This is a genomic window from Pseudomonas kurunegalensis (assembly GCF_030291635.1).
GTDB classification, from domain to species: Bacteria; Pseudomonadota; Gammaproteobacteria; order Pseudomonadales; family Pseudomonadaceae; genus Aquipseudomonas; species Aquipseudomonas monteilii.
This window is the reverse complement of the sequence record NZ_CP127871.1, coordinates 3,727,866-3,750,263: the sequence shown is the minus strand read 5'-3', so window position 1 is coordinate 3,750,263 and position 22,398 is coordinate 3,727,866. Positions and strand designations below refer to the sequence as shown.

General features: G+C 60.1%; 40 protein-coding genes and 1 pseudogene. 25 read left to right on the top strand and 16 right to left on the bottom strand.

Annotated elements, in window-relative coordinates; all coding sequences use genetic code 11:
• The 13 genes and pseudogenes from QQ992_RS16955 to QQ992_RS16900 all read right to left on the bottom strand — a co-directional run bounded on the left by QQ992_RS16955 (position 1) and on the right by QQ992_RS16900 (position 7,208).
• Positions 1 to 510, bottom strand: coding sequence for a single-stranded DNA-binding protein (locus QQ992_RS16955; RefSeq protein ID WP_286110391.1), 510 nt, complete (start codon positions 508 to 510; stop codon positions 1 to 3).
• A complete protein-coding gene (locus tag QQ992_RS16950) occupies positions 507 to 1,292 on the bottom strand; it encodes an ATP-binding protein (RefSeq protein ID WP_433963086.1) in 786 nt (261 codons plus the stop codon). The genes QQ992_RS16955 and QQ992_RS16950 overlap by 4 nt, the downstream gene beginning before the upstream one ends.
• 85 nt (positions 1,293 to 1,377) lie before the next feature.
• Positions 1,378 to 1,524, bottom strand: coding sequence for a hypothetical protein (locus QQ992_RS16945; RefSeq protein WP_165976044.1), 147 nt, complete (start codon positions 1,522 to 1,524; stop codon positions 1,378 to 1,380).
• A 7-nt stretch (positions 1,525 to 1,531) separates the two neighbouring features.
• Positions 1,532 to 2,629 (bottom strand): coiled-coil domain-containing protein, encoded by a 1,098-nt coding sequence (locus QQ992_RS16940; protein ID WP_286110388.1) that lies wholly within the window; start codon positions 2,627 to 2,629, stop codon positions 1,532 to 1,534.
• A gap of 160 nt (positions 2,630 to 2,789) precedes the next feature.
• Positions 2,790 to 2,981: pseudogene (locus QQ992_RS16935) on the bottom strand (hypothetical protein); the annotation flags it as partial.
• On the bottom strand, positions 2,978 to 3,208 hold the full coding sequence (locus QQ992_RS16930) for a hypothetical protein (protein ID WP_286110387.1): 231 nt from the start codon (positions 3,206 to 3,208) through the stop codon (positions 2,978 to 2,980). The gene QQ992_RS16930 and the pseudogene QQ992_RS16935, both read right to left, overlap by 4 nt.
• Complete coding sequence (locus tag QQ992_RS16925) at positions 3,205 to 3,459, bottom strand: hypothetical protein (RefSeq protein WP_286110386.1); 255 nt, start codon at positions 3,457 to 3,459, stop codon at positions 3,205 to 3,207. Before QQ992_RS16925 ends, QQ992_RS16930 begins: the two co-directional genes overlap by 4 nt.
• Positions 3,460 to 3,479: 20 nt before the next feature.
• Entirely contained in the window at positions 3,480 to 3,668 is a 189-nt protein-coding gene (locus tag QQ992_RS27980) for a DUF551 domain-containing protein (protein WP_433963120.1), read from the bottom strand.
• Positions 3,669 to 3,685: 17 nt separating this feature from the next.
• Positions 3,686 to 3,970, bottom strand: a complete 285-nt coding sequence (locus tag QQ992_RS16920; protein WP_286110385.1) for a hypothetical protein — start codon at positions 3,968 to 3,970, stop codon at positions 3,686 to 3,688.
• A 402-nt stretch (positions 3,971 to 4,372) separates the two neighbouring features.
• Entirely contained in the window at positions 4,373 to 4,678 is a 306-nt protein-coding gene (locus tag QQ992_RS16915; RefSeq protein WP_286110384.1) for a hypothetical protein, read from the bottom strand.
• 79 nt (positions 4,679 to 4,757) lie between these two features.
• Positions 4,758 to 4,967 carry a hypothetical protein gene (locus tag QQ992_RS16910; protein ID WP_286110382.1) on the bottom strand — a complete coding sequence of 70 codons (210 nt, stop codon included), beginning with the start codon at positions 4,965 to 4,967 and terminating at the stop codon, positions 4,758 to 4,760.
• Between the two features lie 497 nt (positions 4,968 to 5,464).
• On the bottom strand, positions 5,465 to 6,331 hold the full coding sequence (locus tag QQ992_RS16905) for a DUF7946 domain-containing protein (RefSeq protein ID WP_286110381.1): 867 nt from the start codon (positions 6,329 to 6,331) through the stop codon (positions 5,465 to 5,467).
• Between the two features lie 82 nt (positions 6,332 to 6,413).
• A complete protein-coding gene (locus QQ992_RS16900) occupies positions 6,414 to 7,208 on the bottom strand; it encodes a LexA family transcriptional regulator (RefSeq protein ID WP_286110380.1) in 795 nt (264 codons plus the stop codon).
• Between the two features lie 116 nt (positions 7,209 to 7,324).
• On the opposite strand from QQ992_RS16900, the gene QQ992_RS16895 reads away from it, so the two are divergent.
• The 3 genes from QQ992_RS16895 to QQ992_RS16885 all read left to right on the top strand — a co-directional run bounded on the left by QQ992_RS16895 (position 7,325) and on the right by QQ992_RS16885 (position 8,237).
• Positions 7,325 to 7,522, top strand: a complete 198-nt coding sequence (locus QQ992_RS16895) for a Cro/CI family transcriptional regulator (protein ID WP_286110379.1) — start codon at positions 7,325 to 7,327, stop codon at positions 7,520 to 7,522.
• A 30-nt stretch (positions 7,523 to 7,552) separates the two neighbouring features.
• The gene (locus tag QQ992_RS16890; RefSeq protein WP_019751332.1) at positions 7,553 to 7,759 is read left to right on the top strand and encodes a hypothetical protein; all 207 of its coding nucleotides are present in this window, start codon (positions 7,553 to 7,555) and stop codon (positions 7,757 to 7,759) included.
• 274 nt (positions 7,760 to 8,033) lie between these two features.
• Entirely contained in the window at positions 8,034 to 8,237 is a 204-nt protein-coding gene (locus tag QQ992_RS16885; RefSeq protein WP_286110378.1) for a hypothetical protein, read from the top strand.
• Here QQ992_RS16885 and QQ992_RS16880 read toward each other — a convergent pair.
• On the bottom strand, positions 8,203 to 8,415 hold the full coding sequence (locus QQ992_RS16880) for a hypothetical protein (RefSeq protein ID WP_286110377.1): 213 nt from the start codon (positions 8,413 to 8,415) through the stop codon (positions 8,203 to 8,205). The genes QQ992_RS16885 and QQ992_RS16880 overlap by 35 nt on opposite strands.
• A 162-nt stretch (positions 8,416 to 8,577) precedes the next feature.
• On the opposite strand from QQ992_RS16880, the gene QQ992_RS16875 reads away from it, so the two are divergent.
• The 14 genes from QQ992_RS16875 to QQ992_RS16810 all read left to right on the top strand — a co-directional run bounded on the left by QQ992_RS16875 (position 8,578) and on the right by QQ992_RS16810 (position 15,826).
• Positions 8,578 to 9,381 (top strand): Rha family transcriptional regulator, encoded by an 804-nt coding sequence (locus QQ992_RS16875; protein ID WP_433963085.1) that lies wholly within the window; start codon positions 8,578 to 8,580, stop codon positions 9,379 to 9,381.
• Complete coding sequence (locus tag QQ992_RS16870; protein ID WP_286110376.1) at positions 9,378 to 9,833, top strand: hypothetical protein; 456 nt, start codon at positions 9,378 to 9,380, stop codon at positions 9,831 to 9,833. Before QQ992_RS16875 ends, QQ992_RS16870 begins: the two co-directional genes overlap by 4 nt.
• Positions 9,830 to 10,576: a phage replication initiator YdaU family protein gene (locus QQ992_RS16865; protein WP_286110375.1), complete on the top strand. Its 747-nt coding sequence runs from the start codon at positions 9,830 to 9,832 to the stop codon at positions 10,574 to 10,576. Before QQ992_RS16870 ends, QQ992_RS16865 begins: the two co-directional genes overlap by 4 nt.
• On the top strand, positions 10,573 to 11,337 hold the full coding sequence (locus QQ992_RS16860; RefSeq protein WP_286110374.1) for a replication protein P: 765 nt from the start codon (positions 10,573 to 10,575) through the stop codon (positions 11,335 to 11,337). The genes QQ992_RS16865 and QQ992_RS16860 overlap by 4 nt, the downstream gene beginning before the upstream one ends.
• Positions 11,334 to 11,693 carry a hypothetical protein gene (locus QQ992_RS16855; RefSeq protein WP_286110373.1) on the top strand — a complete coding sequence of 120 codons (360 nt, stop codon included), beginning with the start codon at positions 11,334 to 11,336 and terminating at the stop codon, positions 11,691 to 11,693. The genes QQ992_RS16860 and QQ992_RS16855 overlap by 4 nt, the downstream gene beginning before the upstream one ends.
• On the top strand, positions 11,693 to 12,349 hold the full coding sequence (locus tag QQ992_RS16850; protein ID WP_286110371.1) for an ead/Ea22-like family protein: 657 nt from the start codon (positions 11,693 to 11,695) through the stop codon (positions 12,347 to 12,349). Before QQ992_RS16855 ends, QQ992_RS16850 begins: the two co-directional genes overlap by 1 nt.
• On the top strand, positions 12,342 to 12,812 hold the full coding sequence (locus tag QQ992_RS16845; protein ID WP_286110370.1) for a hypothetical protein: 471 nt from the start codon (positions 12,342 to 12,344) through the stop codon (positions 12,810 to 12,812). Before QQ992_RS16850 ends, QQ992_RS16845 begins: the two co-directional genes overlap by 8 nt.
• On the top strand, positions 12,809 to 13,087 hold the full coding sequence (locus QQ992_RS16840) for a hypothetical protein (RefSeq protein WP_286110369.1): 279 nt from the start codon (positions 12,809 to 12,811) through the stop codon (positions 13,085 to 13,087). Before QQ992_RS16845 ends, QQ992_RS16840 begins: the two co-directional genes overlap by 4 nt.
• Entirely contained in the window at positions 13,078 to 13,680 is a 603-nt protein-coding gene (locus tag QQ992_RS16835) for a recombination protein NinG (RefSeq protein ID WP_286110368.1), read from the top strand. Before QQ992_RS16840 ends, QQ992_RS16835 begins: the two co-directional genes overlap by 10 nt.
• The gene (locus tag QQ992_RS16830) at positions 13,677 to 13,826 is read left to right on the top strand and encodes a hypothetical protein (protein ID WP_286110367.1); all 150 of its coding nucleotides are present in this window, start codon (positions 13,677 to 13,679) and stop codon (positions 13,824 to 13,826) included. The genes QQ992_RS16835 and QQ992_RS16830 overlap by 4 nt, the downstream gene beginning before the upstream one ends.
• Positions 13,823 to 14,509 carry a hypothetical protein gene (locus QQ992_RS16825; RefSeq protein ID WP_286110366.1) on the top strand — a complete coding sequence of 229 codons (687 nt, stop codon included), beginning with the start codon at positions 13,823 to 13,825 and terminating at the stop codon, positions 14,507 to 14,509. Before QQ992_RS16830 ends, QQ992_RS16825 begins: the two co-directional genes overlap by 4 nt.
• A gap of 222 nt (positions 14,510 to 14,731) precedes the next feature.
• Positions 14,732 to 14,908, top strand: a complete 177-nt coding sequence (locus tag QQ992_RS16820) for a hypothetical protein (protein ID WP_286110365.1) — start codon at positions 14,732 to 14,734, stop codon at positions 14,906 to 14,908.
• Positions 14,909 to 15,037: 129 nt separating this feature from the next.
• Entirely contained in the window at positions 15,038 to 15,553 is a 516-nt protein-coding gene (locus QQ992_RS16815; protein WP_286110364.1) for a hypothetical protein, read from the top strand.
• Between the two features lie 60 nt (positions 15,554 to 15,613).
• Complete coding sequence (locus tag QQ992_RS16810) at positions 15,614 to 15,826, top strand: hypothetical protein (RefSeq protein WP_286110363.1); 213 nt, start codon at positions 15,614 to 15,616, stop codon at positions 15,824 to 15,826.
• Here QQ992_RS16810 and QQ992_RS16805 read toward each other — a convergent pair.
• The gene (locus QQ992_RS16805; protein ID WP_286110362.1) at positions 15,803 to 16,102 is read right to left on the bottom strand and encodes a hypothetical protein; all 300 of its coding nucleotides are present in this window, start codon (positions 16,100 to 16,102) and stop codon (positions 15,803 to 15,805) included. The genes QQ992_RS16810 and QQ992_RS16805 overlap by 24 nt on opposite strands.
• Positions 16,103 to 16,230: 128 nt before the next feature.
• On the opposite strand from QQ992_RS16805, the gene QQ992_RS16800 reads away from it, so the two are divergent.
• The 4 genes from QQ992_RS16800 to QQ992_RS16785 are packed head-to-tail and all read left to right on the top strand — an operon-like array spanning position 16,231 to position 17,306.
• Positions 16,231 to 16,542 (top strand): hypothetical protein, encoded by a 312-nt coding sequence (locus tag QQ992_RS16800; RefSeq protein WP_064314657.1) that lies wholly within the window; start codon positions 16,231 to 16,233, stop codon positions 16,540 to 16,542.
• A complete protein-coding gene (locus tag QQ992_RS16795) occupies positions 16,542 to 16,811 on the top strand; it encodes a hypothetical protein (RefSeq protein WP_286110361.1) in 270 nt (89 codons plus the stop codon). The genes QQ992_RS16800 and QQ992_RS16795 overlap by 1 nt, the downstream gene beginning before the upstream one ends.
• A gap of 49 nt (positions 16,812 to 16,860) precedes the next feature.
• The gene (locus tag QQ992_RS16790; protein WP_286110360.1) at positions 16,861 to 17,118 is read left to right on the top strand and encodes a hypothetical protein; all 258 of its coding nucleotides are present in this window, start codon (positions 16,861 to 16,863) and stop codon (positions 17,116 to 17,118) included.
• Positions 17,115 to 17,306 carry a hypothetical protein gene (locus tag QQ992_RS16785; RefSeq protein ID WP_286110359.1) on the top strand — a complete coding sequence of 64 codons (192 nt, stop codon included), beginning with the start codon at positions 17,115 to 17,117 and terminating at the stop codon, positions 17,304 to 17,306. The genes QQ992_RS16790 and QQ992_RS16785 overlap by 4 nt, the downstream gene beginning before the upstream one ends.
• Positions 17,307 to 17,640: 334 nt before the next feature.
• On the opposite strand, the gene QQ992_RS16780 is transcribed toward QQ992_RS16785, so the two are convergent.
• Complete coding sequence (locus QQ992_RS16780; RefSeq protein WP_286110358.1) at positions 17,641 to 17,841, bottom strand: hypothetical protein; 201 nt, start codon at positions 17,839 to 17,841, stop codon at positions 17,641 to 17,643.
• A gap of 100 nt (positions 17,842 to 17,941) precedes the next feature.
• On the opposite strand from QQ992_RS16780, the gene QQ992_RS16775 reads away from it, so the two are divergent.
• From QQ992_RS16775 to QQ992_RS16760, 4 genes are read left to right on the top strand one after another with little or no spacing between them, the layout of a single operon-like run.
• Positions 17,942 to 18,598: a terminase small subunit gene (locus QQ992_RS16775; protein ID WP_082044774.1), complete on the top strand. Its 657-nt coding sequence runs from the start codon at positions 17,942 to 17,944 to the stop codon at positions 18,596 to 18,598.
• Positions 18,573 to 19,892: a phage terminase large subunit family protein gene (locus QQ992_RS16770; RefSeq protein ID WP_286110356.1), complete on the top strand. Its 1,320-nt coding sequence runs from the start codon at positions 18,573 to 18,575 to the stop codon at positions 19,890 to 19,892. Before QQ992_RS16775 ends, QQ992_RS16770 begins: the two co-directional genes overlap by 26 nt.
• A gap of 2 nt (positions 19,893 to 19,894) precedes the next feature.
• Positions 19,895 to 21,301, top strand: a complete 1,407-nt coding sequence (locus QQ992_RS16765) for a DUF4055 domain-containing protein (RefSeq protein ID WP_286110355.1) — start codon at positions 19,895 to 19,897, stop codon at positions 21,299 to 21,301.
• The gene (locus QQ992_RS16760) at positions 21,301 to 22,377 is read left to right on the top strand and encodes a putative phage head morphogenesis protein (RefSeq protein ID WP_286110354.1); all 1,077 of its coding nucleotides are present in this window, start codon (positions 21,301 to 21,303) and stop codon (positions 22,375 to 22,377) included. Before QQ992_RS16765 ends, QQ992_RS16760 begins: the two co-directional genes overlap by 1 nt.
• Positions 22,378 to 22,398: the final 21 nt, after the last annotated feature.

Below are 22,398 nucleotides of genomic sequence, written 5' to 3'. Positions count from 1 at the left end.
CTATGCACCTGCCAGGTGGTGGAGCGGGGCGAACGGGATATCGTCGTCGAAGTCATCAGGCGGAGCCGCCTGCTGGCTTTGCTGGGGCGCCTGGCGCTGATGCTGGCGGGGCTGCTGCCGTTGCTGTTGAGGCTGGCGCTGTTGCTGCTGGCCACCGCCTTGGTTATCCGGCCTGCCGCCGAGCAGCTGCATGGTGCCGTTGATATCGACGTGCACCTCTGTGCTGTACCGCTTGATGCCGTCCTTCTCCCATTCGCGGGTTTTTAGCTTGCCCTCGATGTAGCACTGGGAGCCCTTGCGCAGATACTCGCCGGCGATCTCTGCGACCTTGCCGAACAGCACTACCCGGTGCCATTCGGTCTTCTCGACCTTCTGCCCGGTCTGCTTGTCCGTCCAAGCCTCGCTGGTGGCCAGACTAAGGTTGGTGACCGCGTTGCCATTCGGCAGGTAGCGGACCTCGGGGTCCTGGCCGCAGGTGCCGACCAGGATTACTTTGTTGATACCCCTCATGCTGCTTTCTCCGCGAGTTCTGCTTTGCGTTTATCTTTGGCGGCATTCAGCTGCGCCAGGTGGTCGGGCGATTGCTCAAGGATCCGGTATGCAGCCGAGTACACGCTCTGCAGCTCCTGCATCGTCTCGGTAACCGGGATCTTCGACAGCGCATCCTGCAGCGCCGTGGCCTGCAGGTCGGCCTGCGACTTACCGTCGTTCAGCCAGGCCAGCAGCCGGCGCCCCGTGTCCTCGCTGATCACCTCGGGCTGGTCGAACAGCTTGGTCCTGTCCTTGCTGGCGATGGCGGCGTGGCCGTCGTGCGTGATGTCGAGCACCACGGTGAATTCGTAGTCGGTGCCGTCACGCTGCTCGGACTTCATGCCGAGCTTGATCACTTTCTTACCTTCGCCCTGCACCGTCTCCGTCTTGCTCCGCATGGTGCAGATGATGTGCAGCGGGCTGGTCAGGATCTTGTCCGTCAGCTTGCGGTGGCGCGGTGTGGTTTCGTTCCAGGCCGCCCAGGTGTTGCCCTTGAACTTCTGGTGCGCGAGCTTTTCGTTCGACTCCAGGCAGCCGCCGGAGCCTGTCCACTCGTGCGAGTAGCTGTCGACGATCAGTACGCTATAGCCGGCCTGTTCGGCGGCGGTGATAGCCTCGGCGTATCGCTCTGGCGAGTAGGGCGCGTGCAGCTCGAGCACGTCGAAGTCAGCAATGTCGGCGTACAGCGAAGCGCTACCGTGCTCGGTGTCGATTACCGCGATACGGCCGCCCAGGCCCTTGGCCATGAGCAGCGCTGACATGGTCTTTCCAGACCCAGATGGCCCAGCAAGTGCCAGCCGTAGCTTGGCCTGCTTGCGTTCGGCTTTCTTGAACATGGGGATGCCCTCAGTTCGGTTGGTTGTCCCACTGCCGCTCAATACGAGCGGCCTCGTCTTCATACTCTTTGCGCTCTTCGCCCTGGTACCGCTCAGGCGAGAACGATCCGACCGTCATCCAGTCGAGCTGGGCGGCCAGGCGGGGCGTTGTGTTCATGGGCGCCTCAGTAAGAAATGGCGATGTTCGGGATCTTGCGTTGAGCGATCAGGGTGATCGCCTGCTTTGCGCACTGCTCAGTCATGCCGCCAGCCACGAAGGCCTCCAGGGCAGTGCGGTTGATGCTGGCCCGGTGCGCCTTGTCGGACTCGCGGGCTTCCTGCTGGCGAAGGATCTCAGCGGCAGCGGCATCAGCACGTCGGCGCTCGTCTTGACGCGCCTGCTCGGCAGCCTCTTCGGCCTGGCGGGCGGCAGCCTGCCGTTCTTGCTCGGCCCGCTGCTCGGCGGCTACGCGATCTGCCTCGGCCTGAGCCTTGGCGCGCTCCGCCTGCTCGGCCTGCAGTTTCAGCTCAAGTTCACGGCGGTCTGCTACTGCTTTTGCCTCCTGCTCACGACGCTGGGCGGCTTCGCGCTCGGCCTGGGCCTTATGCTCGGCCTCCAGCCGGGCGCGCTCTGCTGCTTCCTGGGCGATGCGCTCCTCGCGCTCCTTCTGCTCACGGGCGGCAGTCTCAGCGCGCAGACGCTCCAGCTCTGCCTGCTCGGCTTCGTGCTTTTCCTGCCTGGCCAAGGATGCGCGGAGGGATTCCAGCGTCTTGGCCTTGGCTTGATGCGCCTCCGCTTCGAACTCTTCAAAGCCTTCGTCAATCACAACTGCTTCGGCCTGACTGATCTTGAAGCGGATACCCTCCGCAAACAGCGTTTCAACGTCCACCAGGTCGCGCAGCTGCTGGATGCGAGCCTGGTGTCGGTCAACCCGATCATCTTCGGCAGCCTGCCATGCGTTCAACGGGCGGCGGACTTCTTCCTGCCAAGCATCCAGAAGGTCACGCATGCGCTTGCGTTCGGCATCGACCTTCTTGGGGGTCTCCTTGAGCTCAGCCACGAGCTCTTTGCCGACGTTGTCCAATGCGGTTTTGGAGCGGGCTACTTTGTAGGCGATCGAGGCGATAGCCTCACGACCTTTGCGAGTGGTCACATCCGGGACGAAGGCGTCGATCTCCTCGCGGATTTTACGAAGGTATGGGTCCAGACCGTTGGCAGCCTGGTAGACCTGGAGCGCGGTGTCTTTCGGCGGCACTGCAGCCAGTTCAGTTTGTGCGGACATGCGAATCTCCCGCGCCGTCCATGCGGTGGGCGCTGACAAGTTGGTTATTGGGTGATGCAGCCGGCTAGGGCGCTTGCGAGCATCCAGGCGGTGCACAGGGAGAGGGTGATGAAGCTGCCGCGCCACATGGCGTAGCGACGGGCGCGCTGGTAGCCGGCCATGGCCGCACGCGGACGGCGATGCGCCGGCCCTTCATGGTTACGGCGAGGCTGCGCTTGAGGCTAGCCACAGGTGTTTCACGCGGAAGACCAACAGCTTCATTGAAGGGTATGCCGAAGCTGATCACCGCCAGGCTTCGCTCGATCTGCTCGAGCTGTTCGTCAATCAGGGATTTAACCGGTGCTGTGGTCATGAGGCCATCCTGTTGGCGATAAGCCATTGTTGGTGATCAGCCACTACAAAGCGGTTCAAGCGCTCCTTGTAGCGCCGCTGCTCTGTCAGATCGATTGCGCCAGTAAGCCCCGCAAGGTCTATCGCGGTGTCGAGCTCGGCCCGAAGGACTGCGGTGAAACGCTCGCGCGCCCATTCAAAGCGCGACTCGATGAAGTCGACTACGTCTTGTCTCGTTTTCCTGTTCATGCAGTCCTCCGGGCGGCACCTGAGCCGCACCTGGCTTCCATCTTGTCGAGTGCCGCGGCAATCACCCGGCGGCTGGTAGCTTTTCGGTGTTCTTCTTGCTGGCGGATGATCGCAAGCCAGGCTTGATTGTTCGCAGCCGCCTGCTCGGGGGTTATGCCTGCGGCCCAGTGGACGTCGTGATCACCGGAGATCCGGCGATCAAGCTCGCGGCCCTGTGCGCTGTCTGCGTAAAGCTCATGCTCGTGAGCCATGATCGCCTCCAGGTGGTGGGTTACTCGGTGGGTGGGGAAGGGAGGGGTTGCCAGTGGGTGACAGGGAAAATGTCGTCTCCGCTCTCATCGCAGAACCCAGTGTCGCCGTCATGGAGTCCAGGTTCGTGCATGAAGTACTGCGCGGACATGACCCTGAGATCAGGCGAGTAGACAAGGACGCGCTGGCCCTGATCTGGAATCCTGTCCATGAGCCTGATCCAGCCGCTCATGGCTTCACCCGGGCGGCGAGCATGGCGTCGGCGTACTCATAGGCCATGCTGGCGGTATGAGCCGGGTCGCTGTTTGAGTGGTAGCTGCCGCTGGCTTCGTCACCAGTCCATGACAGCAAACCCTGCAAGGCCTTCGTGGCGAAGAAATCACGCAGGTTCATGCCCGGGTAAGCGCTGAAGGTTTGCGGCTTGATTTCTTCGCCGTTGAAACCCTTGATCGGCGTGATTCCGCTGTTGTTGATCTGCGTTGGGAAGGCGGGTCCGCCTGTTTCTCTGTTCATCGTGTGAACCTCGGTAGCCAACCGCATTGGTCGGATGCCAGGCGCAGTGACCAAACTGGGCGTGAAAAGCCAGCCTGGCACCCGCCAATGCGGTCGTATGTGAAGGGAAGGGGATGCAGAGGCCGGGCGCTACCCCGGCAGCTGGCTTGGCGTGGACCCATCCAGCGGCGCAATTCGTTTACCCCCGAAGCGAGGGAAGGGACGTCCACAGGTACCTCGTTAACCGCGCCCTGAGCTGGGCGCTTCTCTGCATCGGGTTTTGATCTGGCCGTACAGGTAACTGCCTGCGCTTAGCGGGTGACTATCAATGCGCCGATGTCGACGACTTACAGGGATCGTGTCCGCACCAAATCAAAACCCGATACAGCCTGCGATGGGGAGCAGGGCATCGGGCAGTTAACGTCAGGCGGACGTGGCGCTGGTTGTCTTTTCTCGGTCATCGTTGGTGCAGGCTTTGCCGCAGAGCGGGCAGTAATTGGCGACCACAGAGACCGTCTTATTCACGCGCTTCAGGCCGCCGGCTTTCTTGGGCGCCATGTAGTGGCCGGTGACCTCAACACAGAAGCGCCGCTCCGCTTTACCTGTCTCGATGTTCAGGGACAAGTTGTGACCCTCTGCGCGCATGTAGAAGGGTCCGGACCCAGGCGTCTCCTCGCCGAGCGTGTCGGTCACCAGCTTCACAGCGTCGCTGATGCAGGTGCAGTTCATCGTCTTGCCCTCCAGGGCGGTTGATTCAGTTCAATTCCCCCTGATGCGCCCCGCTTGAGGCGCACCGGGGAATCGTCTGCTACTTCCAGCCGTCACGATTTAGCCAGCCGGTAATTGCCTTGTGGATCGAGTCGATGTTGCAGGCGACGAAAACCCAAGCGGTCGCAACCATTGGAATTACCCAAAGAATCGCCAAAATGCTGCCAAGGGACAGCAGATAGGCGACAAGGGAGATAAAAAAGCCCGAAAGCGGTAGGCCGAACTTTTTCTGCTGCGAAGTGATTTTCATGTTGATGATCCTTTGCGATTTCCCTGATACCCCTCGCGAGAAGGGCATCAAGGAAATCCTGCTGGCTCCGTTACTCGCCACGGTGGCCTGGGCGATTGCTTGATTGCTGCAGCCTCCACTGGTTCCCCGGCGTGGCCCGCTGTGCCAGTGCATCAGCCCGTTCTTAGGGCTACCCGGCAGGGAGCGTTGCAGCTCAGCCCTTGGCCCGCTTGACGCTTTCAGTGAGGGAGCGCGCCACATGGCTTTGAGCTGGCCAGTTCCAGAGCTGGCATGGGGATCGAATTTATTGCTCGCGCTGTACCGTTGCCGGGATCGATCCGCGAGGTTCCCATCAATGTTAAAGAGCGGTCGGCTTGAGGGCCTGTCGAGGGGCTGTGTAGCGCCTCGATGGAGTAAAAGTAGCACTGCTGTTATTTAGGAGTCAACAGCAGTGCTGATATTTTTCTTCCGCCCACAAAAAAGCCCGCACGGGGCGGGCTTTCTGATCGCAGTTGTTTCTAGCCTACGTCAGAGATGTATAGCTTGACGATGACGCCATTCCGCAGCATTGCCTTAGCTACGACGCTAATTGGCTTGCCACTGATGAAACCTTGCAGGTAGGGGTTATCCTCGAGGCTCGCCACGGGATCGGTGATGTCGCAACTGATGCGTTTAGGCGAACCATCCTCGTCAACGAGCTCCTCGGTGTCGTGCTCCGTGAAGCTAGCTTTGCAGGTACGCTTTAGGCGATCCATCTCGCTGATGATTACGGAATACTTCTTCGCCGGGAGGATCTGGGATGGCTCGGAGGCCATGATCGCCTCTTTTTCAGCAAGACCGATAGTCGTCTGCTTTCCAGCCATCGAGTAGAGATCTATGCGATCACACGTGTCGCCAATGGGGGCTACAGACTTACGAGCGGACGGCTGCATAGCGTCCGTCAGCTTCTCGATTGTATTCAGAAGCCTTTCGACATATTGCTGATTGAAACCGAGCTGCTTTTCGAACAGTTCGCGTAGATGCTTCATTTCTTCCTTGGCGCCACTGCAGCTCTGATAGACATGGTTGAGTACCAAGGTAAGGATAACCCCACCTAAGCCCTGGAAAACGCCGTTCGTCGTAGCCCATTCCACAGCACCAGCCACACTGAAGCATTTGGCTTGAGTTTCCTGGGCATAAGCTTTCGCATTCAAGGCCTGGGTTTGCTTGGCATATTGCCCAGTTGTTGCGAAATGCGCGACTACTGCGTAAATCCGGCTGAATCCATCTAACGATTCAGCAAGAGCTGCCATGTCAATTCGGTGAACCTCCGCATCTCCACCCTCATAACGGATTTCAAACGGGAAGGCCCCTGCGCCCTCAGTGATAAATGCGTCCTGCTGCATCCCTGCGTTTCCTTGACTTCGTTTGTAGGTGGGTGGAGACGATTGATCTATGGGGTATCGGTAGCCAGGCCTGCAAGGCCTGCTACAAATCGCCACCTCGCCAGATAACCTTCCCGATGATTCTGTGCTCATTACCATTGCTGCGCAGGTGGTAACGGTCTGGGTGCTCTTCCTTGTCCTCGTTGTCGCTGCGCAGCACCCACTGCCCGAGCGGCCCTTGCACCAGGCGCTTCACAATCGCGCCGTCAGACCCGGCAAGCACAAACACCTGGCCGTCAGCGGGTTCGATGCGGGACCGATCAACCAACAACACGTCACCATCATTGATGGTCGGCCACATGCTCTCGCCCTCGGCATAGATCACGATCAGCTGATCTGGCTTGGCGCCCTTCACCCTCAGCCATTCGCGCTTGAACGCCAAGGTTGAGCGGATTTCTACGTGCGGGTTCTCGCTGCCCAGGCCTGCCGCTGCCTTGGCATCGTACTGAGGGACGTAGGCGTACCGGCCGTCTAGCTCGTCTTCATCTGCCCCTTCGGGCAGGGGAGAGTTAGCGGCCTCAGTTGTGTGTAGCGGCTGGCTCGATGCGCGCCTAATGCCTGCCGCCAGAGTTGGGCTTACCTTGGCGGGCTCGAAGTCCAGAGCCTCGGAGAGCTTTACAAGAGCCTCAAGGTTCAGCGCAACCTTGCCGGTCATGTACTGGCTGACGGTACTTTGCGGGGATTTCCACTCGCAGCGCTCCCCAACCTCAGTCTGGGTGAGTGCTGGCTTCGAGGGGTCATCCCGTGATTCCTTCACGCGCTGCTTGTAGATCTCGTGCAGACGCTTGGCATCGGCAAGCTGCTCAGCAGAAAGAGGCGTTCTGATCGGTTTTTTCATGCGCGTGATTTAGTAGCACAGCTGATTATTTAGCAAACAGCACTGCTACTCTTTGTCCTTGAATATTGTAAAACAGCAGTGCTAATATCCGGCTAAACCCCTAAGAGGCAGACCAGATGAAGACTGTATCCCTTGAGGATTACCTGGCCGAGCAAGGAACCCAGAGCGACCTCGCCAAGGCCCTGGGGATCCAGCAAAGCGCCGTATCCCAGATGTTCCGCGCCAAGCGGGATATCCGAATCACCATCTATGACGACGGCCGTATCGAGGCGAACGAAATCCGCCCGATTCCTGCTCGTAAGTCAGCCGCATAACCAATTCCAACCGCAAGGAGCAGTACCCCTATGGGATTCAAAGACCCACTGACACAACGTCGAGACCTGGCGAGGAAGGTCCGGCTTTATCCGCTGCTTGATCGGCAACTGCAGCGAGCTGCCCACAAGGCTCGCCGCGAGTACGCGACCTACCTGTTCGAGATGCTCGAGTGGGCCGCTGTGAATGGCGGCATCGAAGCCCTCATGCCTGACGACTTGAAGGATATCGCGGGCTAGAGGCCCTCAGGAGGGCACGATGGAATTTTGTGAAGAGAACGTGCCGCCAGAGACCAGAGCCAAGATTCACCGCCTAATGGAAGCTAGGGGCTGGACGTTCGAGGAGGCCGTGAACGAGGTCTTGCTCGAAGCAATTACGTCCGGCGCAACGGTGTTTGTAGGCAGGCGAAAGGCGCCGGTTCTGGAGCTGGTGGGACTGAAGAGACCCTCTACCGGATAGGTGAGGCCCTCATGGCGGGCCTGAAGAGGCCCTAAAACTTAGCAGGAGCAGGGCATGACCCAAGAAGAACTACAGCAGGAAATCCAACTGATCTTTGCGCGAGCCTGCGCTGAGTCGCTGAAGGAATCGGTCGGCTACATCTTGCGTGACGACCTTAATGAGGAGAAGGCCAGGGCTCACGGTGAAGCGTTCGCCTCGGCCTTCGTGTTCATGTCGCGCTACTTCACAGGCGGAGCGAAATGTTCGCTGGCGGAATAGGGGCATACATCCCAGTTGAGTAGTAGTTCCTCAACTGGCCCTCAATGGCGGCCAAAGCTTCTTTATCCAGCGTTAGGCCTTCTGACGTGAGATTCACTAGGGCGGTCTTGAAGTAGCCGCCAGCAATTAGGGAGTTGAGCGTGTCACGAGCCATTTGCTCGACAGATTTTTCAGCCATGTCCGGTCTCCTTGGACCTTTTCGTGTGGAAGCAAAAAGCTACCACGGATGCGCCGGACACCCAATGCAGCACCGCAATACCAAACCGCAGGCACAAAAAAACCGGGGTGCGATCCCGGCTTTTTCAACTGCATTCGTAACGCTTGTGTGAGGTCATCATATATGCACCAGACCATCCAAAGCAATACCGTGGCCCTCGCGCCACAAAATGCGAACCACGATTTCGTGGCGCGCACGATGTCGTCGCGTGAGATCGCAAGCCTGACCGGCAAGCGTCACAACAATGTGAAGCGCGACATCACAGCCATGCTCGCGGACCTGAAAGAAGATGCGCTCAGTTTTGAGCACATCTACCTGGACGGGCAGAACCGCGAGCAGGTTCAGTACTTGCTCGATCGCGAGCACACGGATTGCCTGCTGACCGGGTATAGCCCGGCCTTGCGCATGAAGGTTATCCGCCGCTGGCGAGAGCTGGAGGGCCAATCCGAGGCCCGCCAGGCCGTCATGGCCAATGGCACCAAGGTGATCGGCGAGATCGCAATCATGGAGTGTTTCACGCGTCTGCTGAAGCCTGCCGCATCGTGCCAGATGCAGATGCTGGCCAAGATCGCCGAGAACAACGGACTCGATCCGAAGTTCCTGCCCAGCTATGCCGTGGATGCGCCGCCAGATGCAGCAGGGGGAAGCTCGATGCCAACCAAGGCGCTGACTGCCTTGCTCAAGGATAACGGCGTCCGCATGTCGCCGGCATCGTTCAACAAGGCCCTGCAGCAGGCCGGCCTGCTCAAGGTCATGCAGCGCAAGAACTCCAAGCAGGAGACGGTCACTTTCTGGGCTATCACCGACAAGGGCCTTCGCTACGGCAAGAACCTGACCAGCCCGCAATCGCCTCGCGAGACGCAGCCTCACTGGTACGCGGATCGCTTCCCTGAACTGGTCGAGATGGTCAGGAAGGGGCGCCCATGAAATACGTGACCATTGTTGTAGAAGATACTGCCGAGCCGATTCACCTGGGCATGGCGCTGGCTGGTGGCCGCGTTACTGCGGCTGGTATCGGTGACTATTCCCTGTACTGCGACTTGATGGAGGCCGCGAAGGATCTCGTGCTGCTGATTGAGGACGGTGCACTCACACGTGACGCAGTTCTCGAAGCTTCGGCTCAGAAGGTGCGCGATCTTATAACCGCGCTCGACGACACTGGGGATGGCCTCAATTCCGAACATGGCGCATTACGCATTGATGCCAAGCGTTATCGCTACATGCGCGACTTCCCCTACAACAACTCAGCACGGGCGGTAGGGATCACCGACGGCCGCCATTTCTGGCTTCAGTACGCTGCTGCTGACCAGGCCGTCGATAAGGCGATGTATGACGACGCCGAGCTTCTTGCGTGCATGGCGCAGGAGCATGGCCAATGACCGACATTCCACGTCAATTCAAGGGCGTCTGGATCCCTGCCGAGGTCTGGCTTGATCACTCCCTGTCGATCACCGAGAAGGTGATGATGGTTGAAATCGGTAGCCTGCAAGACCCTGTGCGCGGCTGCTATGCCAGCAACAGCCACTTTGCCAGATTCTTCGGGCTGTCGAGCTCCCGCGTGTCCGAGATCATCAGCGCTCTCTCGGCCAAGGGCCTTTTGCGGGTCGAGCTGATCCGCGACGGTCGCCAGGTTGTAGAGCGCCGGGTGCGCCTTTCGAACCTATTCGGAAAGTCGAATACCTATTCGGAAAACACGGCGACCCTATTCGGAAAAGGCGGTGACCCCTATTCGGAAAAGGCGGAGGAGAGTAATACAAAGAGCAACAGTACAAATGAGGGTGAGCGCGCGGCCGCCAAGGCGTCCTCGGCCGCTTCGCGCAAGGCTTCGAAGTTCGACCCTCTGACTGCCTGCCCGACCAACGTCACTCTATCCGTATGGGCCGACTGGTGCCAGCACCGCCGCGAGATCGGCAAGCGCCTGACCAAGACCACCTGTGACCGCCAAGCCAAGACTCTGGCCGGCCACCATGCGCCTGACGCCGTGATCAACCAGTCCATCAGCAACGGCTGGACCGGCCTGTTCCCGGAGAAGGTTCTGCCTGGTGCCCAGCATGGCCGCACTGTCCGCAACGGCCCCGACTTCAACGACACCACATGGGCAAACGACCTGGGGGCCTTATGAGCGCACAACCGAAACTGCGCAGCGTGACGCAGATCATGGCTGCGACCAAGAACGTGCCGACCGAGGTGCATGCTGCCCCGGCCAAGCAGCTCGACCCTGGCACCACCGAAGTGGTCAACGCCCTGTTCAAGGAGCTCCAAGCCATCTTCCCAGCGTGGAAGCAGGCCTGGCCGGATGATGAGGCCCTGAAGGCTGCCAAGCGCAGCTGGATCAAGTCGTTCGTCGCCGCGGGCATCAACACGCTGGAGCAGATCCGCTTCGGCATCCAGAAGTGCCGGGTGCTGGGCACCGATTTCGCCCCGAGCAGCGGCAAGTTCATCAGGCTGTGCCAGCCGACGCCTGAAGAGATGGGCATTCCGCCGCTTGCGCGGGCCCTGGCAGAGGCGCTGGAGAATTTCCATCCCAGCAGGGCAGGGTCACGCGTTTGGACGCACGCAGCGGTGCGCCACGCAGCCCTGCAGTGCGAGGCGCACAACCTGGGTCACATGGAGCCCGAACGCGCCGAGAAGATATTCGCCCGGGCCTACGACATCACCATCCGCATGCTGGTCGCCGGCGAGTCTCTTGGCGACATCGCCACCGGCATCGGCCACGACAGCCAGAAGAGCGCCGCCCAGCTGGCCGACGAGTACGCCAACCAGAAGCAGGCCCGCCTGCTGGAGATTCAGCAGATCCCATCCGGCGCTGCCGCGTGCCGCGCTCACCTGCTGGCCAAGTTGAACATCAAGCGCGCCGGGCAGCCGGCCAGGGAGGGGGTATGAGCCTGACAGATCGCGAATTGCTGGAACTGGCGGCGAAGGCAGTCGGAATCAACGGCACCTGGTGCCAGTTCCCCGGGATGATCGAGCGCCACGGGTTGGATGGGGCGATCTACGACGAGGTCGAGTGCGAGTACTGGAATCCGCTCCAGGATGACGGCGATGCGCTGCGCCTGGCGCTTGAGCTGGAGATGCCGATTCACCCTTGTCGAGTGTGGAAGTCGTACCGCGTGGATAGCTGCAGCGATTTTGTCGAGGCGTCTCGGAGCGTTATGCCGCCGAGCGACCCAGCAGCCACCCGCCGCGCAATCGTTGATGTCGCCGCCGAGATCGGCAAAGCCATGCAGGAGAAACACTGATGGACACCAACAAGATGCGCGAGCTGAAGGCGCTGGCAGAGGCTGCAACCCAAGGCGAATGGAGTCACGAGCGTTTCGGCGTGATTCAGGCTGGGCCGGTGATTCAGTTCGCAAACGGCGCGGGGCGCCAACAGATCGCAATGGCAACCGGTGCCGACTGGATGGTCCAGGGTGAGCAGATCGCGAACGCTGAGTTCATGGCTGCCGCAAACCCTTCAGTTGTCCTGGCCCTTATCGCGGAGATCGAGCGGTTGGCGACCAGTCGCAGCAAAAAAGAGCGAGAGCTTGAGCAAGAGCTTGAGGTCTGGCACCACGGACCATTCTGCTGGACCTGCGGTGACACCGGCGACGTGCACGACATAACCGGCGAGTGGCGAGCCGAGTGCGATTGCCTATCAGCGCAGCTGATCAACGCCAATCGAGAGCGCGACCAGCTCAAGGCAGAGAACGAAGACTACAAGTCCGGGCAGGAGCGCTATGAGCAGATCATTGAAGATCTCAAGGCTGAGATCGAGGCGCTGCGCAAGGATGCCGAGCGGTATCGGTGGCTACGCAAACCATGGCAGGAGCAGCGCCAGGTGAAGGCCTGGACCTCGCTTGAGGTGATGGATGAAAACATCGACGCGGCCATGGCCAAGGAGGCGAGCCATGACTGACCGCATCAGCGTCAACAGCCAGGCCAAGCTCTCCGAGGCTGTGACCATGCTCACCCGCCTGTTCCGCGACAAGAAGTTCGTCGTGGTCACTATGCGCCCGGGCAAGGACCGTACCCTGGACCAGAACGCCCTGTGGTTCGCGTTCTACAAGCGAATCTCCGAGATGACCCAGATCGGCGACGCATCGGAGGCCCGCAAGTACTGCAAGCTGCACCACGGCGTGCAGATCCTTCTGAACGAGGATCAGGATTTCCAGGCGGCCTGGTACCGCGTGATGCGCCACCTCTCCTACGAGGAGAAGCTGGACATGATGGGCGACTGCAAGCTGTTCGGCCCGGACGGCATGCCGGTGACCAGCCTGTTCAATCGCGCACAGGGCATCGCCTACACCGAGCGGGTGGTAGCTGACTTCTCTGCCCGTGGCGTGGTGTTCAGCGATTTGCTCGGGGAGGAGGCGGCATGAGCCATCAATTCAAGCCGGGCGATCTCGCGCTGGTGATTGCAGGCGGTCATTTAGGTGAAACAGCCGAACTCATCCGGTACGTCCAGCCAGGCGAGGTGGTGGTGTCGCCCACTACGGGTAAGAAATATCAATTCAGGCCAGCTGCCAGGGTGGGCGGTTGGCTGTGCAGTTTCAGGGATTGCCTTGCGATCAAGCACAGCATGAACCTGATGCCCCTGCGCGGCGACTTTGAGCCTGAGCAGCAGAAAGCCAAGGAGGTTGATAAATGCGCGTAGCCGAGATCAAGCCGAAGAAGTGCAAGGCGCCAGGCTGCGGTCAGCGCTTCAAGCCGGCCATGACTACGCAGAAGGTGTGCAGCATCGCCTGCGCGCTGGCCATGTCGAAGGATTCGAAGGCGCAGAAGGTGGCGGCCAAGGCCATCACCCGGCAGGCCCGGGAAGACCTCAAGGAGCGCCGGGAGAAGCTGAAGACTCGCCGCGAGCATATGGCTGAAGCGCAGACCGCGTTCAACGCCTACATCCGAGAACGCGACGCCGGCCTGCCGTGCATCAGCTGCGACTCGTTGCCGAGCGACCACGACCTCATCACCGGTAGTCGCTGGGACGCCGGACATTACCGATCTGTGGGCGCCTGCCCGGAGCTGCGTTTCGAGCCGCTGAACGTCCACCGCCAGTGCGTCAAGTGCAACCGGAACCTGTCGGGGAATGCCGTCGAGTACCGAATCCGTCTGGTGAAGCGCATCGGCGCCGACAAGGTGGATTGGCTCGAAGGGCCTCATAAGCCCCAGCGCCTGACCATCGAAGACCTGCAGGCCATCAAGGCCCTGTACAGGCAAAAACTGAAAGACCTAAGGAGGGCAGCAGCATGACACCAGCATGGGGATTCCTGATTTTGGCCACCCTCATGGTGGTCGGTGGTGTGGCGTTGTCCTGGGCTGGCGCAGTGCGCCGTAAGCGTTGCTACGAAGAATTTCTGCTGAAGAAGAACAATCGCATCCAGGGAGAACGACCATGAAAGTAATCAGCGCCCGCCAAGTCTGGCACGACGCACTGCACGAGAACCGCGCATCCGCCCTGGCAGTTGCGGCTGAGCAGGCGGCCCTGGGCAAGAAGGGTGGCTCCGCCGACGTGAAGATCATGGTCATGCTGGAGAATCACGACGGGCAAGAGGTGTGCAAGGTGTATGAGGTTCGCAAGGAGGGGGTGCAGGAAACTCGCCCCGGGCGCCGTCTCACCAACGACCGCTGCGCGCACATGCTGACCGCCGGCCTGGTACTTCAGGCGATCGACTCCCTGGCGAAGTCGCTGCGTCACCTAGGGCACTTCCTGTACTCGCCAGTGGCCAGCGGGAACGACCTCAGCATCTCCCATGGCCTGGTATGGCTTGGGAGTGGTCTGGAAGCGCTCACAGACCGCAAGAAGCAACGAGCCTACTGGATGGCCATGGCTGCGCTCCAATCGCACAAAATCCTCGTGCACGGCGGCGAGGCGATGGGTCCAGGGGCGGTGTGCATGTTCGTCGAGGATCGCACCGGCGAGAAAATGAACCCGCAGAACTGGGCCAGGGATTGGCAAGAGGTGTGGGATGCGCTCTGCGCCCAGGTCGACAAGCTCGACAAGCAGGCCCTCAAGCCTGTTGCACGGGTGGTGGATAGGCTCCGTGAGCGCAATGACGAGGCACAGGAAATAGCCGCTTGACAGTTTGAGGAGTGTTTTGGCACTATTTCGCCATCGTCATAATTTCGCCTCTGGCGAAAATATCAAAGGCCCGGCCCAAAAAGCCGGGTTTTTTGTTCCCCGACTTGCTACTCTCTGTCGCCGCTCGAAACGAAAGCCGAGGCAGCTATGAGTCTTAGGGAAAGTGACCTGCTTAAAGTGATATCATCCGCAAGAGATGTAAGCCAGAGAGCTGGAGTCTCCTTGGACGCGGAGATTATTTCTGCTCAGTACAATGCCTACATGGCCAACCAGGGCAGAGAGTACGAATACGAGATGCGAGATCTGCAAGTGCGACTAGACGAGCTGATCCGCGAGGGTAAACTGGATGGCTGCGTGACGCGGCTGTCCGGGGTGATCGCAAAAGTGATCGTGCTCTAGCTACACATGAAACGACTAAACCCGGCCTTGATCCGGGTTTTTTATTGGCCGAAATAGGGCCTCAAAAAGTCCATCCATGGAGCGGAGCTTTTGCGTAATGGCGGGCCGATATCGCATGGTGGTAGATTCTTGTTCCCTATCCTCAACGTGTCCAAGAAAATGCCAAAAAGGATCCTGGCTCTCTCCGCAATTGCGCTCATGGCCAGCTGCACCAGCACACCATCACCTGAACTGATGTCTATGCCAGGGGTAAAAACCAGGGTGGTGAATGATGGCTATGGAACAATAGTCTTCGACAGCGTTGATTTTGAGCGCTCACCCGACTCCAAGGAAGAGACGCTTAGTTCCTGCATGAGCAAAAGTATCTCTCGCCCAGAAGGCGCCCCGGTGTCAGACAAGTCAGGCGTGCAGCTGAGCGGAGTTGAATCCGCCGAGCGACAAGGGTATGACATGCCATTCAGGTACACGCTTGTGGCAAGTTACGGCTCCCCAGCTCGATACCATTTTGATCGTATCCAGCATGCTCAGGATGGTGCTTACGGCCGTCCGCTCGGAGCGGCTAAGGTCTATACGCCAGTGAATGTTTATCAAGCGCTTGAGTCGGTTGTAGATCGGATTGAGATCTGTAAAAAGACTGCTCAGTAACCTGTGCCCGCACAGTGAGCCCTGGACTTATCTGGGGCTTTTTCGTTTTTGGAGATCAGTATGAAGAGCGAGTACCGCTGCATCGTTGAGGCGATCATCTGCGCTGAGCAGAAGCTGAGAGAGGCGAAGGCCATTCAGCGCGACGCGCAGGAAAAGCTGACCCAAGCCAATGGCTTCGTTTCCTACCAGGAAGCCAGCCTCCGGGAAAGCGAGCAGAGACTGGCAGGGCTTGAATCGAGACTTTTCCGGTCAGAAGCCCAAGCAGGTGCTTAGGGTGTTTGGGTACTCAACCAAGCCACAGATTTTCTTTTTGCGGTTCGTGAGATCGATGATGACCATCGTGTCTTTGCTGGGGCTGAATCTGCTTTCCAGGTAGAGGGCACTGTAAACCTCCTCAAGTGATCTCGAGCTGGTGAAGGCAGCAAAGGATGATGTTTCCTCCCAGGTGCCTCCATTCGAAACGATTGCTAGTTGCTCCATCAGCGACTCGTATCGCTCGTGATAGTCAGCTCCATTCTCCAGCCTGAAGGTAACGATAAAGTTTGCCATGGTTCCATCCTGTGTCGCAGTTGTAGGGATTGCGACGATAGCATGGAGCCATCTTTTTCATCTTCCTGCACTTGCCCGGTCTCTCAATAGGGACTCACCCCGGGCCTTTTTCTTCTTAGGAACCATTCATGGCCGAACCAGCAAGCACGACTGCCGGCGTCCTGCTGGTGAAGTACGGCGTGATCATTGGCGGCTTCGCGGGGGCGATCCTCTCGCTGACCTTCCTGCGCGGGCTCACCAGAGGGCAGGCGGTCGCCGCCTTCTTCACAGGCTTCACCTCGGCAGTATTCTGCACCCCGCTCGCAATCAGCTTCTTCAAGCTTGAGGCAGGCGGAGAAACCCAATACGGCGTGGCCTTTCTGATAGGCCTTCTGGCAATGAACATCATCCCGGTGCTGAAGTCGCTCGTGGGTCAGTTCGGAGCCAAGGGAGCTACCTGATGAGCTCGACCCTGATTTCAATCCTGATCGGCGCCAATGCGTTCTTGAGCGTGATGGTGGTGATCGCCGCGTGCGACTACCTGCGCCGGATCAGGCCAATGGATGCGCCACTGCTGGCCGTCGCGTTCTACCTGGTGGCCATCGGCGCGTTCGGCGCGTTCGTCCTGGCCATGAACGGCCATGTACCCACCCTGTACGGCGTGATCCTCAAGCTGGGGATCGTCCTGTATGCGGTCGCCCGGCGCGGCCATGTGTTCCAGCCGGGGTAGGGCGCGCCACAAATTCGAGATGCGCCGCTTCGTGGCGCGAGGACTTCAAATGCCTGCGCCATCCAGTTTTCATAGCCACGCTGATGGTAGAGGTTCCCGCGACGTTTTCGTCAACGGGATCAAGATCGACAACGTGATCTGGTGTGATACCGATGCCGGTATCTGCGTGTATGCGCCAAGACCGATCAAGGCAAAGCGCCCGGGGCGAGGCACGGTGTACACCAGGCGCCTGCGCGGCACCGTCAAGGTCTTCGCCACTGGTGGCTATTTCAACAATGCGCCAAGCCGGCAGAGGATGGGCGAATGAGCAACGTCACCCGCATTCGCCATGAGCTACCAGTGAGCATGGATATCGTCCATGCTGTGGCCGAGCTCGATGCGGCACTGGTGAAAGCGATTGATGCCGCCAAGGAAGCCGGGCTTCCTCAGGGGCTACTAGTCGGCCTGTTGCACGGCCACGCTCAAGCCGAAACCCACAAGATGGTGGCCGAATGAACGTGGTCGAGCTGAAACCGCGAGGTCGCGAAGAGCCGCACGCCTCCGGCGAATGCATCTGCGCGAGCTGTCGGCATGAATGGGTAGCGGCAGCTCCGGTAGGAGTCACGCAGTTGGAGTGTCCGAAATGCGGAACCCATCGCGGCGCGTTCAAATATCCATTCGGCCCGCAACCAGGTGACGAGGCATTCCACTGCAACTGTGGTAGCGAGACATTCTTCATCATGCGCAAGCCAGGCCAAGCCAGCGGCGCGGTCCACTGCCGTCGCTGTGGTGTAGAGGCTACTGGCTGGTTCAAGTGAGGTGTGCCGCAGGTGAGTGCGGCACGGGTCAGTCATGCTACTTGCAGCGCGGCCTGGATTTGATCTGCATAGGTGGAAAGGCGGTTCATCTCAGCACTGAGGTTTGTTGAGTCTGCGCCAGACGCCTTGGATGCGATCATGATCAAGGCGGCAGCTACTGCTTCGGTTCGCCGCACTTCTGCCGGGTAATCCGAGTCACCAGCTTTTTTGATGCTTTCATAGAGTTCGTTCATCTCATTCCCCCTGTTTGGATTGGATTCGTATCAATACCGGCAACTCGCCACCATTTCAAGCTATGCCCAAGAGAGGCACGCAAAGTCTCAAGGAATCCATATGGCGCTGACAGCAAAACAGCAGCGCTTCGTCGACGAATACCTGATCGACCTGAATGCCACGCAAGCCGCTATCCGCGCCGGATTCAGCGCGAAGACTGCACGCCAGGCCGGGAATCGCCTGTTGACAAATGTTGACATTCAGCAGGCCATTCAAGCTGGCATGGAGGCGCGCTCTGGCAGGGTGGCAATCACCCAGGACATGGTGCTACGCGAACTGGCCAAGATCGGCTTCAGCGACATCCGTAAGGTGGTTCGCTGGGGCGAGACGATGGTTCGCATGGCTGATGCCGACGATGAAGGCGTCGAAGACTTGGTGCCGTACCACGGGCTTGCATTGATCGACTCCACCGAGATTGACGATGACACGGCTGCCGCCATCGCTGAGGTGTCTCAGGGGCGCGACGGCCTGAAGGTCAAGCTGCACGACAAGAAGGGCGCCCTGGTCGACATCGGCAGGCACCTCGGGATGTTCAGTGCCCCCGGGCACGCTGACCTTGATGTCGAGCTGAAGCGAATCGAGGTTGAGAACAAGCGACTGGCCAACGAGAAGCTGCGCCGCGAGCTTGAGCCACCAAAAGAGGTTGAGGGCGAGTTCGCCCAGGCCGAGTACACCTTGAGTCCTGACGAAGATGGCCCGACTACCCCGTACCTATGAGGCTCCGGTCAAGCTGACGCCAAAGCAGGCGAACATTTATGTGTGGGGCTTCCAGCGTAATGCTCGCTTCCGCGATGCGGTGTGTGGTCGGCGATTCGGCAAGACGTTCCTCGGCAAAGCTGAAATGCGCCGCGCGGCCCGGCTGGCTGCGGAGTGGGGCGTCAGTGTCGAGGATGAGATCTGGTACGCGGCTCCGACGCAGAAGCAGGCCCGCCGGGTGTTCTGGCGTCGACTGAAGCAGGCTATCCCGCGAGAGTGGCGGGACTGCAAACCGAACGAGTCGGACATGCTGATCACGCTCAAGAGCGGCCACCTCATCCGCTGCGTGGGCCTGGAGAACTACGACGACCTACGCGGCTCCGGACTGTTCTTCGTGCTGGTGGACGAATGGGCGGACTGCAAGTGGGCTGCCTGGGAAGAAGTCCTGCGGCCGATGCTGTCGACCTGCGAGTACGTCATACCTGGCATCGGCAAGTGCAAGGGCGGACATGCGCTGCGCATCGGCACCCCCAAAGGCTTCAATCACTGCTTCGACACCTACCGCGACGGCCAGGCCGGTGGCGAGCCAGACCACAAGAGCTGGCTCTACACATCGCTACAGGGCGGCAACGTCCCGGCCGAGGAGCTGGATGCGGCCCGCCGCAAGATGGACCCACGCACGTTCCGGCAGGAGTACGAAGCCAGCTTCGAGAACTATGCCGGGGTCGTCTACTACACCTTCAGCCGAAGCGAGAGCCGCACTAGCGAGCGAATCAAGCCGGGCGAGGCCTTGCACATTGGAATGGACTTCAACGTCATGAAGATGGCTGCGGTGGTCTATGTCGTCCGCGATGGCCTGCCCCTGGCCCTGGATGAGTTCCACTCAGTGCGCGACACGCCAGAGATGATCGAGAAGATCAAGGCCAGGTTCCCCGGCCACGGCATAGCGGTCTATCCCGACGCCAGCGGCCAGAACACCAGCAGCAAGAACGCAAGCGAGTCGGACCTGTCCCTGCTGCGCAAAGCTGGATTCACGGTGATCGTGGACACGCAGAACCCCAGCGTCAAAGACCGGGTGAACTCGGTCAATGCCATGCTGCTGAACGGCTACGGCGAGCGCCGATTGAAGGTCAACATCGACCAATGCCCGCAGCTGACGCTGTGCCTGGAGCGGCAGACCTACGACAAGCATGGCGATCCGGACAAAGACCCAAAGAAGGGGCACGACCACATGAATGACGCCGCCGGCTACTTCATCGCCAAGCGATACCCGATCAACGTGGCGACGACCACAAGCCAATCCCTGAGAATGTGACCATGAGCGATAACCCGAGCATCACGCTGCCCGCTGTTGACGCGATGCGCGCCTACTGGGCCGTGATCTCGCCGCTCATGGGCGGGACAATGGCAATGCGCGCCGCGGGCAAGACCCTGCTGCCGCAGTACCCGGCCGAAGACGACGAGGCCTACAAAGAGCGCCTGCGCCTGTCGACCCTGCTGCCGGCGTATTCCGAGACGGTCGGCAACATGACCTCTCGCGTGTTCGCCGAGCCACTGCAGGTAGGCGACGATGTGCCCGAGGTCATTGTCGAGATGACCAAGGATATCGACCACGCTGGCAATGACCTCAACTCTTGGGCGGTCGGGTTCTTCACCGAGGGGCTGAGCCACGGTCTTTGCCACGCCTTCGTCGATCACCCGCCTGCGGGCGACCTTAAAACCCAGGCAGACGAGCAGGCCGCCGGTGTGCGCCCGTACGTTGTGATGGTGAGGCCTGAGCAGGTGCTGGGTTGGCGCTCCAAGGGCGGCGTGCTGACCATGATCCGCTACATAGAGGTGGTCGAGGAGGAGGATGGGGAGTTCGGCGCCAAGTGCGTCGAGCAAATTCGCGTGCTGGAGCCGGGCGCCTGGCGAACCTATCGCAGGTCGGCCAAGGCCGTACGGGGCAAGCAGGCCGCAGCCGGCGGTACCTGGGAGCTGCACGAGGAAGGCACCAATAGCCTGACCGCGATTCCATGGGTCACCTTTTACACCGGCCGTACCGGCTTCATGACGGCCAAGCCGCCACTGATTGAGCTGGCGCACCTGAACGTGAAGCACTGGCAGAGCCAGAGCGACCAGGACAACATCCTGCATGTCATTCGCGTGCCGATCCTGGTTCGCATCGGAATCCAGACCCAGTACGACAACCAGGGGAAGGTGATCCCGCCAGAGTTCAAGGTGGGTACCGGCCAGCTGACCGATCTGCCCAAGGACGGTGACCTCAAGTACGTCGAGCATACCGGCCAGGCCGTCGATGCGGGTCGCACCGCGCTGCAGGACCTGATCAACGAGATGCGCATGGCCGGGGCCAAGCTGTTGACGCCGGACAAATCGTCCACCAAGACCGCCACCCAGGCGGAAGAGGAGGCGGCACAAGAACTGTCCCCGCTGGCGCGCATGGCGCACCACTTCGGCGATTGCCTGGCCCAGTTGCTCCAGTTCATGGCCGATTATCGCGGCCTGGGCGATGGCGGAACCGTCGAGATGCGCGGCAATTTCGATGTCGACTACATGCCAGAGGTGTCGCTGCCGACGCTTGTATCCATGGCCAATGCCGGGATGATCAGCAAGGAGACGCTATTCACCGAGATGCAGCGCCGCGGCGTGATCAGCGACGAATACGACTGGGAAGAGGAACTGGCGAAGATTGAGGCCCAGGGCCCGGCACTCGGTACGCTGTGATGAAGACGGCCAACGAGAAGCTGCTAGATGAGCTGATCGGCCATGAGGTTGACCTGTCCAGGCTGAGCAACAGCCAGGTCGTGGCGATCATCAGGATCCTGAACAGTTCTGACCCTGAGCTGCGGGCGGCGCTCATTGCTGCCATCGACAGCCTGGACGCCGGTGCATCCGTTGCAGCGATCGATGCTGCTCTGGCGCCCGTGCTGCGGATCAATCAATCGACGTTCTTTAGCCTGCAGCAAGCGCTCACAGGCGTCATCGACGGCGTAGCCAGCTACGAGATTGCTTTTCAGGCCGGTGCGCTTACGGCGGCTGTTCCTGAGCTTGTGCAGGCGAGATTCCCGGTTGCGGTGGCTCAGTTCAGTCAGGTACGCGCCATTGCGCTGGCAAGGCCGTTCCAGGGGCGGCTACTGAGCGAGTGGATGGCCGGCATTGAGGCTGACCGTGCTGCGTCGATCCGCGATGCAGTGCGGTCTGGCGTGCTTGAAGGCCGAACGACACCGGAGATCGTCAGGCAGATCATGGGTACCAAGGCGGAGAAGTACGCTGACGGCATCCTGCAGAGGTCTCGCCGGGAGGTGGAGGCGGTTGTCCGGTCTGCAGTGTCCAGCACAGCAGAGACGGCCAGCGACAAGGCATTCGAGGCCAACAGCGACATCATCAGCCATGTTGAGTGGCTGAGTACGCTGGATAACCGGACATCGACGACCTGCCGAATCCGTGACCGCCTGCCGTACACGCTGGGCACGTACCGACCGATCGGGCACAAGGTGCCGTGGCTAGCCGGCCCTGGCCGAATCCACTTCTGCTGCCGCTCGACCAAACTGCCGATCCTCAAAAGCGCCATAGCGCTGGGGATCAGCGACGCCGCGACCCGGGCAAGCATGGACGGGCAGGTGCCGCAGCAGACCACGTACGCTCAATGGCTTGCACGCCAGCCTGCCGCCCGCCAGGACGAAATCCTCGGCCCGGAGCGGGGGAAGCTGCTGCGCCAGGACAAGCTGAAGCTGCAGGACTTCTACAACGACAAGGGCAAGTTCCTGACGCTCGATGAGCTGCGGGATCGGCTGTTGTAGCCCGCGCCACAAAACACCAAA

What these genes read in the sequence shown, in the direction of transcription:
- QQ992_RS16780 (WP_286110358.1), bottom strand. Translation starts at nt 17,841, where the DNA reads ATGAACGAACTCTATGAAAGCATCAAAAAAGCTGGTGACTCGGATTAC.
- QQ992_RS16825 (WP_286110366.1), top strand. Translation starts at nt 13,823, where the DNA reads ATGAAAGTAATCAGCGCCCGCCAAGTCTGGCACGACGCACTGCACGAG.
- QQ992_RS16795 (WP_286110361.1), top strand. Translation starts at nt 16,542, where the DNA reads ATGAGCTCGACCCTGATTTCAATCCTGATCGGCGCCAATGCGTTCTTG.
- QQ992_RS16775 (WP_082044774.1), top strand. Translation starts at nt 17,942, where the DNA reads ATGGCGCTGACAGCAAAACAGCAGCGCTTCGTCGACGAATACCTGATC.
- QQ992_RS16790 (WP_286110360.1), top strand. Translation starts at nt 16,861, where the DNA reads ATGCCTGCGCCATCCAGTTTTCATAGCCACGCTGATGGTAGAGGTTCC.
- QQ992_RS16915 (WP_286110384.1), bottom strand. Translation starts at nt 4,678, where the DNA reads ATGAACTGCACCTGCATCAGCGACGCTGTGAAGCTGGTGACCGACACG.
- QQ992_RS27980 (WP_433963120.1), bottom strand. Translation starts at nt 3,668, where the DNA reads ATGGACAGGATTCCAGATCAGGGCCAGCGCGTCCTTGTCTACTCGCCT.
- QQ992_RS16880 (WP_286110377.1), bottom strand. Translation starts at nt 8,415, where the DNA reads ATGGCTGAAAAATCTGTCGAGCAAATGGCTCGTGACACGCTCAACTCC.
- QQ992_RS16835 (WP_286110368.1), top strand. Translation starts at nt 13,078, where the DNA reads ATGCGCGTAGCCGAGATCAAGCCGAAGAAGTGCAAGGCGCCAGGCTGC.
- QQ992_RS16830 (WP_286110367.1), top strand. Translation starts at nt 13,677, where the DNA reads ATGACACCAGCATGGGGATTCCTGATTTTGGCCACCCTCATGGTGGTC.
- QQ992_RS16885 (WP_286110378.1), top strand. Translation starts at nt 8,034, where the DNA reads ATGACCCAAGAAGAACTACAGCAGGAAATCCAACTGATCTTTGCGCGA.
- QQ992_RS16890 (WP_019751332.1), top strand. Translation starts at nt 7,553, where the DNA reads ATGGGATTCAAAGACCCACTGACACAACGTCGAGACCTGGCGAGGAAG.
- QQ992_RS16925 (WP_286110386.1), bottom strand. Translation starts at nt 3,459, where the DNA reads ATGGCTCACGAGCATGAGCTTTACGCAGACAGCGCACAGGGCCGCGAG.
- QQ992_RS16875 (WP_433963085.1), top strand. Translation starts at nt 8,578, where the DNA reads ATGCACCAGACCATCCAAAGCAATACCGTGGCCCTCGCGCCACAAAAT.
- QQ992_RS16760 (WP_286110354.1), top strand. Translation starts at nt 21,301, where the DNA reads ATGAAGACGGCCAACGAGAAGCTGCTAGATGAGCTGATCGGCCATGAG.
- QQ992_RS16900 (WP_286110380.1), bottom strand. Translation starts at nt 7,208, where the DNA reads ATGAAAAAACCGATCAGAACGCCTCTTTCTGCTGAGCAGCTTGCCGAT.
- QQ992_RS16950 (WP_433963086.1), bottom strand. Translation starts at nt 1,292, where the DNA reads ATGTCAGCGCTGCTCATGGCCAAGGGCCTGGGCGGCCGTATCGCGGTA.
- QQ992_RS16955 (WP_286110391.1), bottom strand. Translation starts at nt 510, where the DNA reads ATGAGGGGTATCAACAAAGTAATCCTGGTCGGCACCTGCGGCCAGGAC.
- QQ992_RS16840 (WP_286110369.1), top strand. Translation starts at nt 12,809, where the DNA reads ATGAGCCATCAATTCAAGCCGGGCGATCTCGCGCTGGTGATTGCAGGC.
- QQ992_RS16800 (WP_064314657.1), top strand. Translation starts at nt 16,231, where the DNA reads ATGGCCGAACCAGCAAGCACGACTGCCGGCGTCCTGCTGGTGAAGTAC.
- QQ992_RS16805 (WP_286110362.1), bottom strand. Translation starts at nt 16,102, where the DNA reads ATGGCAAACTTTATCGTTACCTTCAGGCTGGAGAATGGAGCTGACTAT.
- QQ992_RS16860 (WP_286110374.1), top strand. Translation starts at nt 10,573, where the DNA reads ATGAGCGCACAACCGAAACTGCGCAGCGTGACGCAGATCATGGCTGCG.
- QQ992_RS16785 (WP_286110359.1), top strand. Translation starts at nt 17,115, where the DNA reads ATGAGCAACGTCACCCGCATTCGCCATGAGCTACCAGTGAGCATGGAT.
- QQ992_RS16855 (WP_286110373.1), top strand. Translation starts at nt 11,334, where the DNA reads ATGAGCCTGACAGATCGCGAATTGCTGGAACTGGCGGCGAAGGCAGTC.
- QQ992_RS16765 (WP_286110355.1), top strand. Translation starts at nt 19,895, where the DNA reads ATGAGCGATAACCCGAGCATCACGCTGCCCGCTGTTGACGCGATGCGC.
- QQ992_RS16920 (WP_286110385.1), bottom strand. Translation starts at nt 3,970, where the DNA reads ATGAACAGAGAAACAGGCGGACCCGCCTTCCCAACGCAGATCAACAAC.
- QQ992_RS16865 (WP_286110375.1), top strand. Translation starts at nt 9,830, where the DNA reads ATGACCGACATTCCACGTCAATTCAAGGGCGTCTGGATCCCTGCCGAG.
- QQ992_RS16905 (WP_286110381.1), bottom strand. Translation starts at nt 6,331, where the DNA reads ATGCAGCAGGACGCATTTATCACTGAGGGCGCAGGGGCCTTCCCGTTT.
- QQ992_RS16845 (WP_286110370.1), top strand. Translation starts at nt 12,342, where the DNA reads ATGACTGACCGCATCAGCGTCAACAGCCAGGCCAAGCTCTCCGAGGCT.
- QQ992_RS16895 (WP_286110379.1), top strand. Translation starts at nt 7,325, where the DNA reads ATGAAGACTGTATCCCTTGAGGATTACCTGGCCGAGCAAGGAACCCAG.
- QQ992_RS16810 (WP_286110363.1), top strand. Translation starts at nt 15,614, where the DNA reads ATGAAGAGCGAGTACCGCTGCATCGTTGAGGCGATCATCTGCGCTGAG.
- QQ992_RS16940 (WP_286110388.1), bottom strand. Translation starts at nt 2,629, where the DNA reads ATGTCCGCACAAACTGAACTGGCTGCAGTGCCGCCGAAAGACACCGCG.
- QQ992_RS16945 (WP_165976044.1), bottom strand. Translation starts at nt 1,524, where the DNA reads ATGAACACAACGCCCCGCCTGGCCGCCCAGCTCGACTGGATGACGGTC.
- QQ992_RS16770 (WP_286110356.1), top strand. Translation starts at nt 18,573, where the DNA reads ATGGCCCGACTACCCCGTACCTATGAGGCTCCGGTCAAGCTGACGCCA.
- QQ992_RS16910 (WP_286110382.1), bottom strand. Translation starts at nt 4,967, where the DNA reads ATGAAAATCACTTCGCAGCAGAAAAAGTTCGGCCTACCGCTTTCGGGC.
- QQ992_RS16930 (WP_286110387.1), bottom strand. Translation starts at nt 3,208, where the DNA reads ATGAACAGGAAAACGAGACAAGACGTAGTCGACTTCATCGAGTCGCGC.
- QQ992_RS16870 (WP_286110376.1), top strand. Translation starts at nt 9,378, where the DNA reads ATGAAATACGTGACCATTGTTGTAGAAGATACTGCCGAGCCGATTCAC.
- QQ992_RS16850 (WP_286110371.1), top strand. Translation starts at nt 11,693, where the DNA reads ATGGACACCAACAAGATGCGCGAGCTGAAGGCGCTGGCAGAGGCTGCA.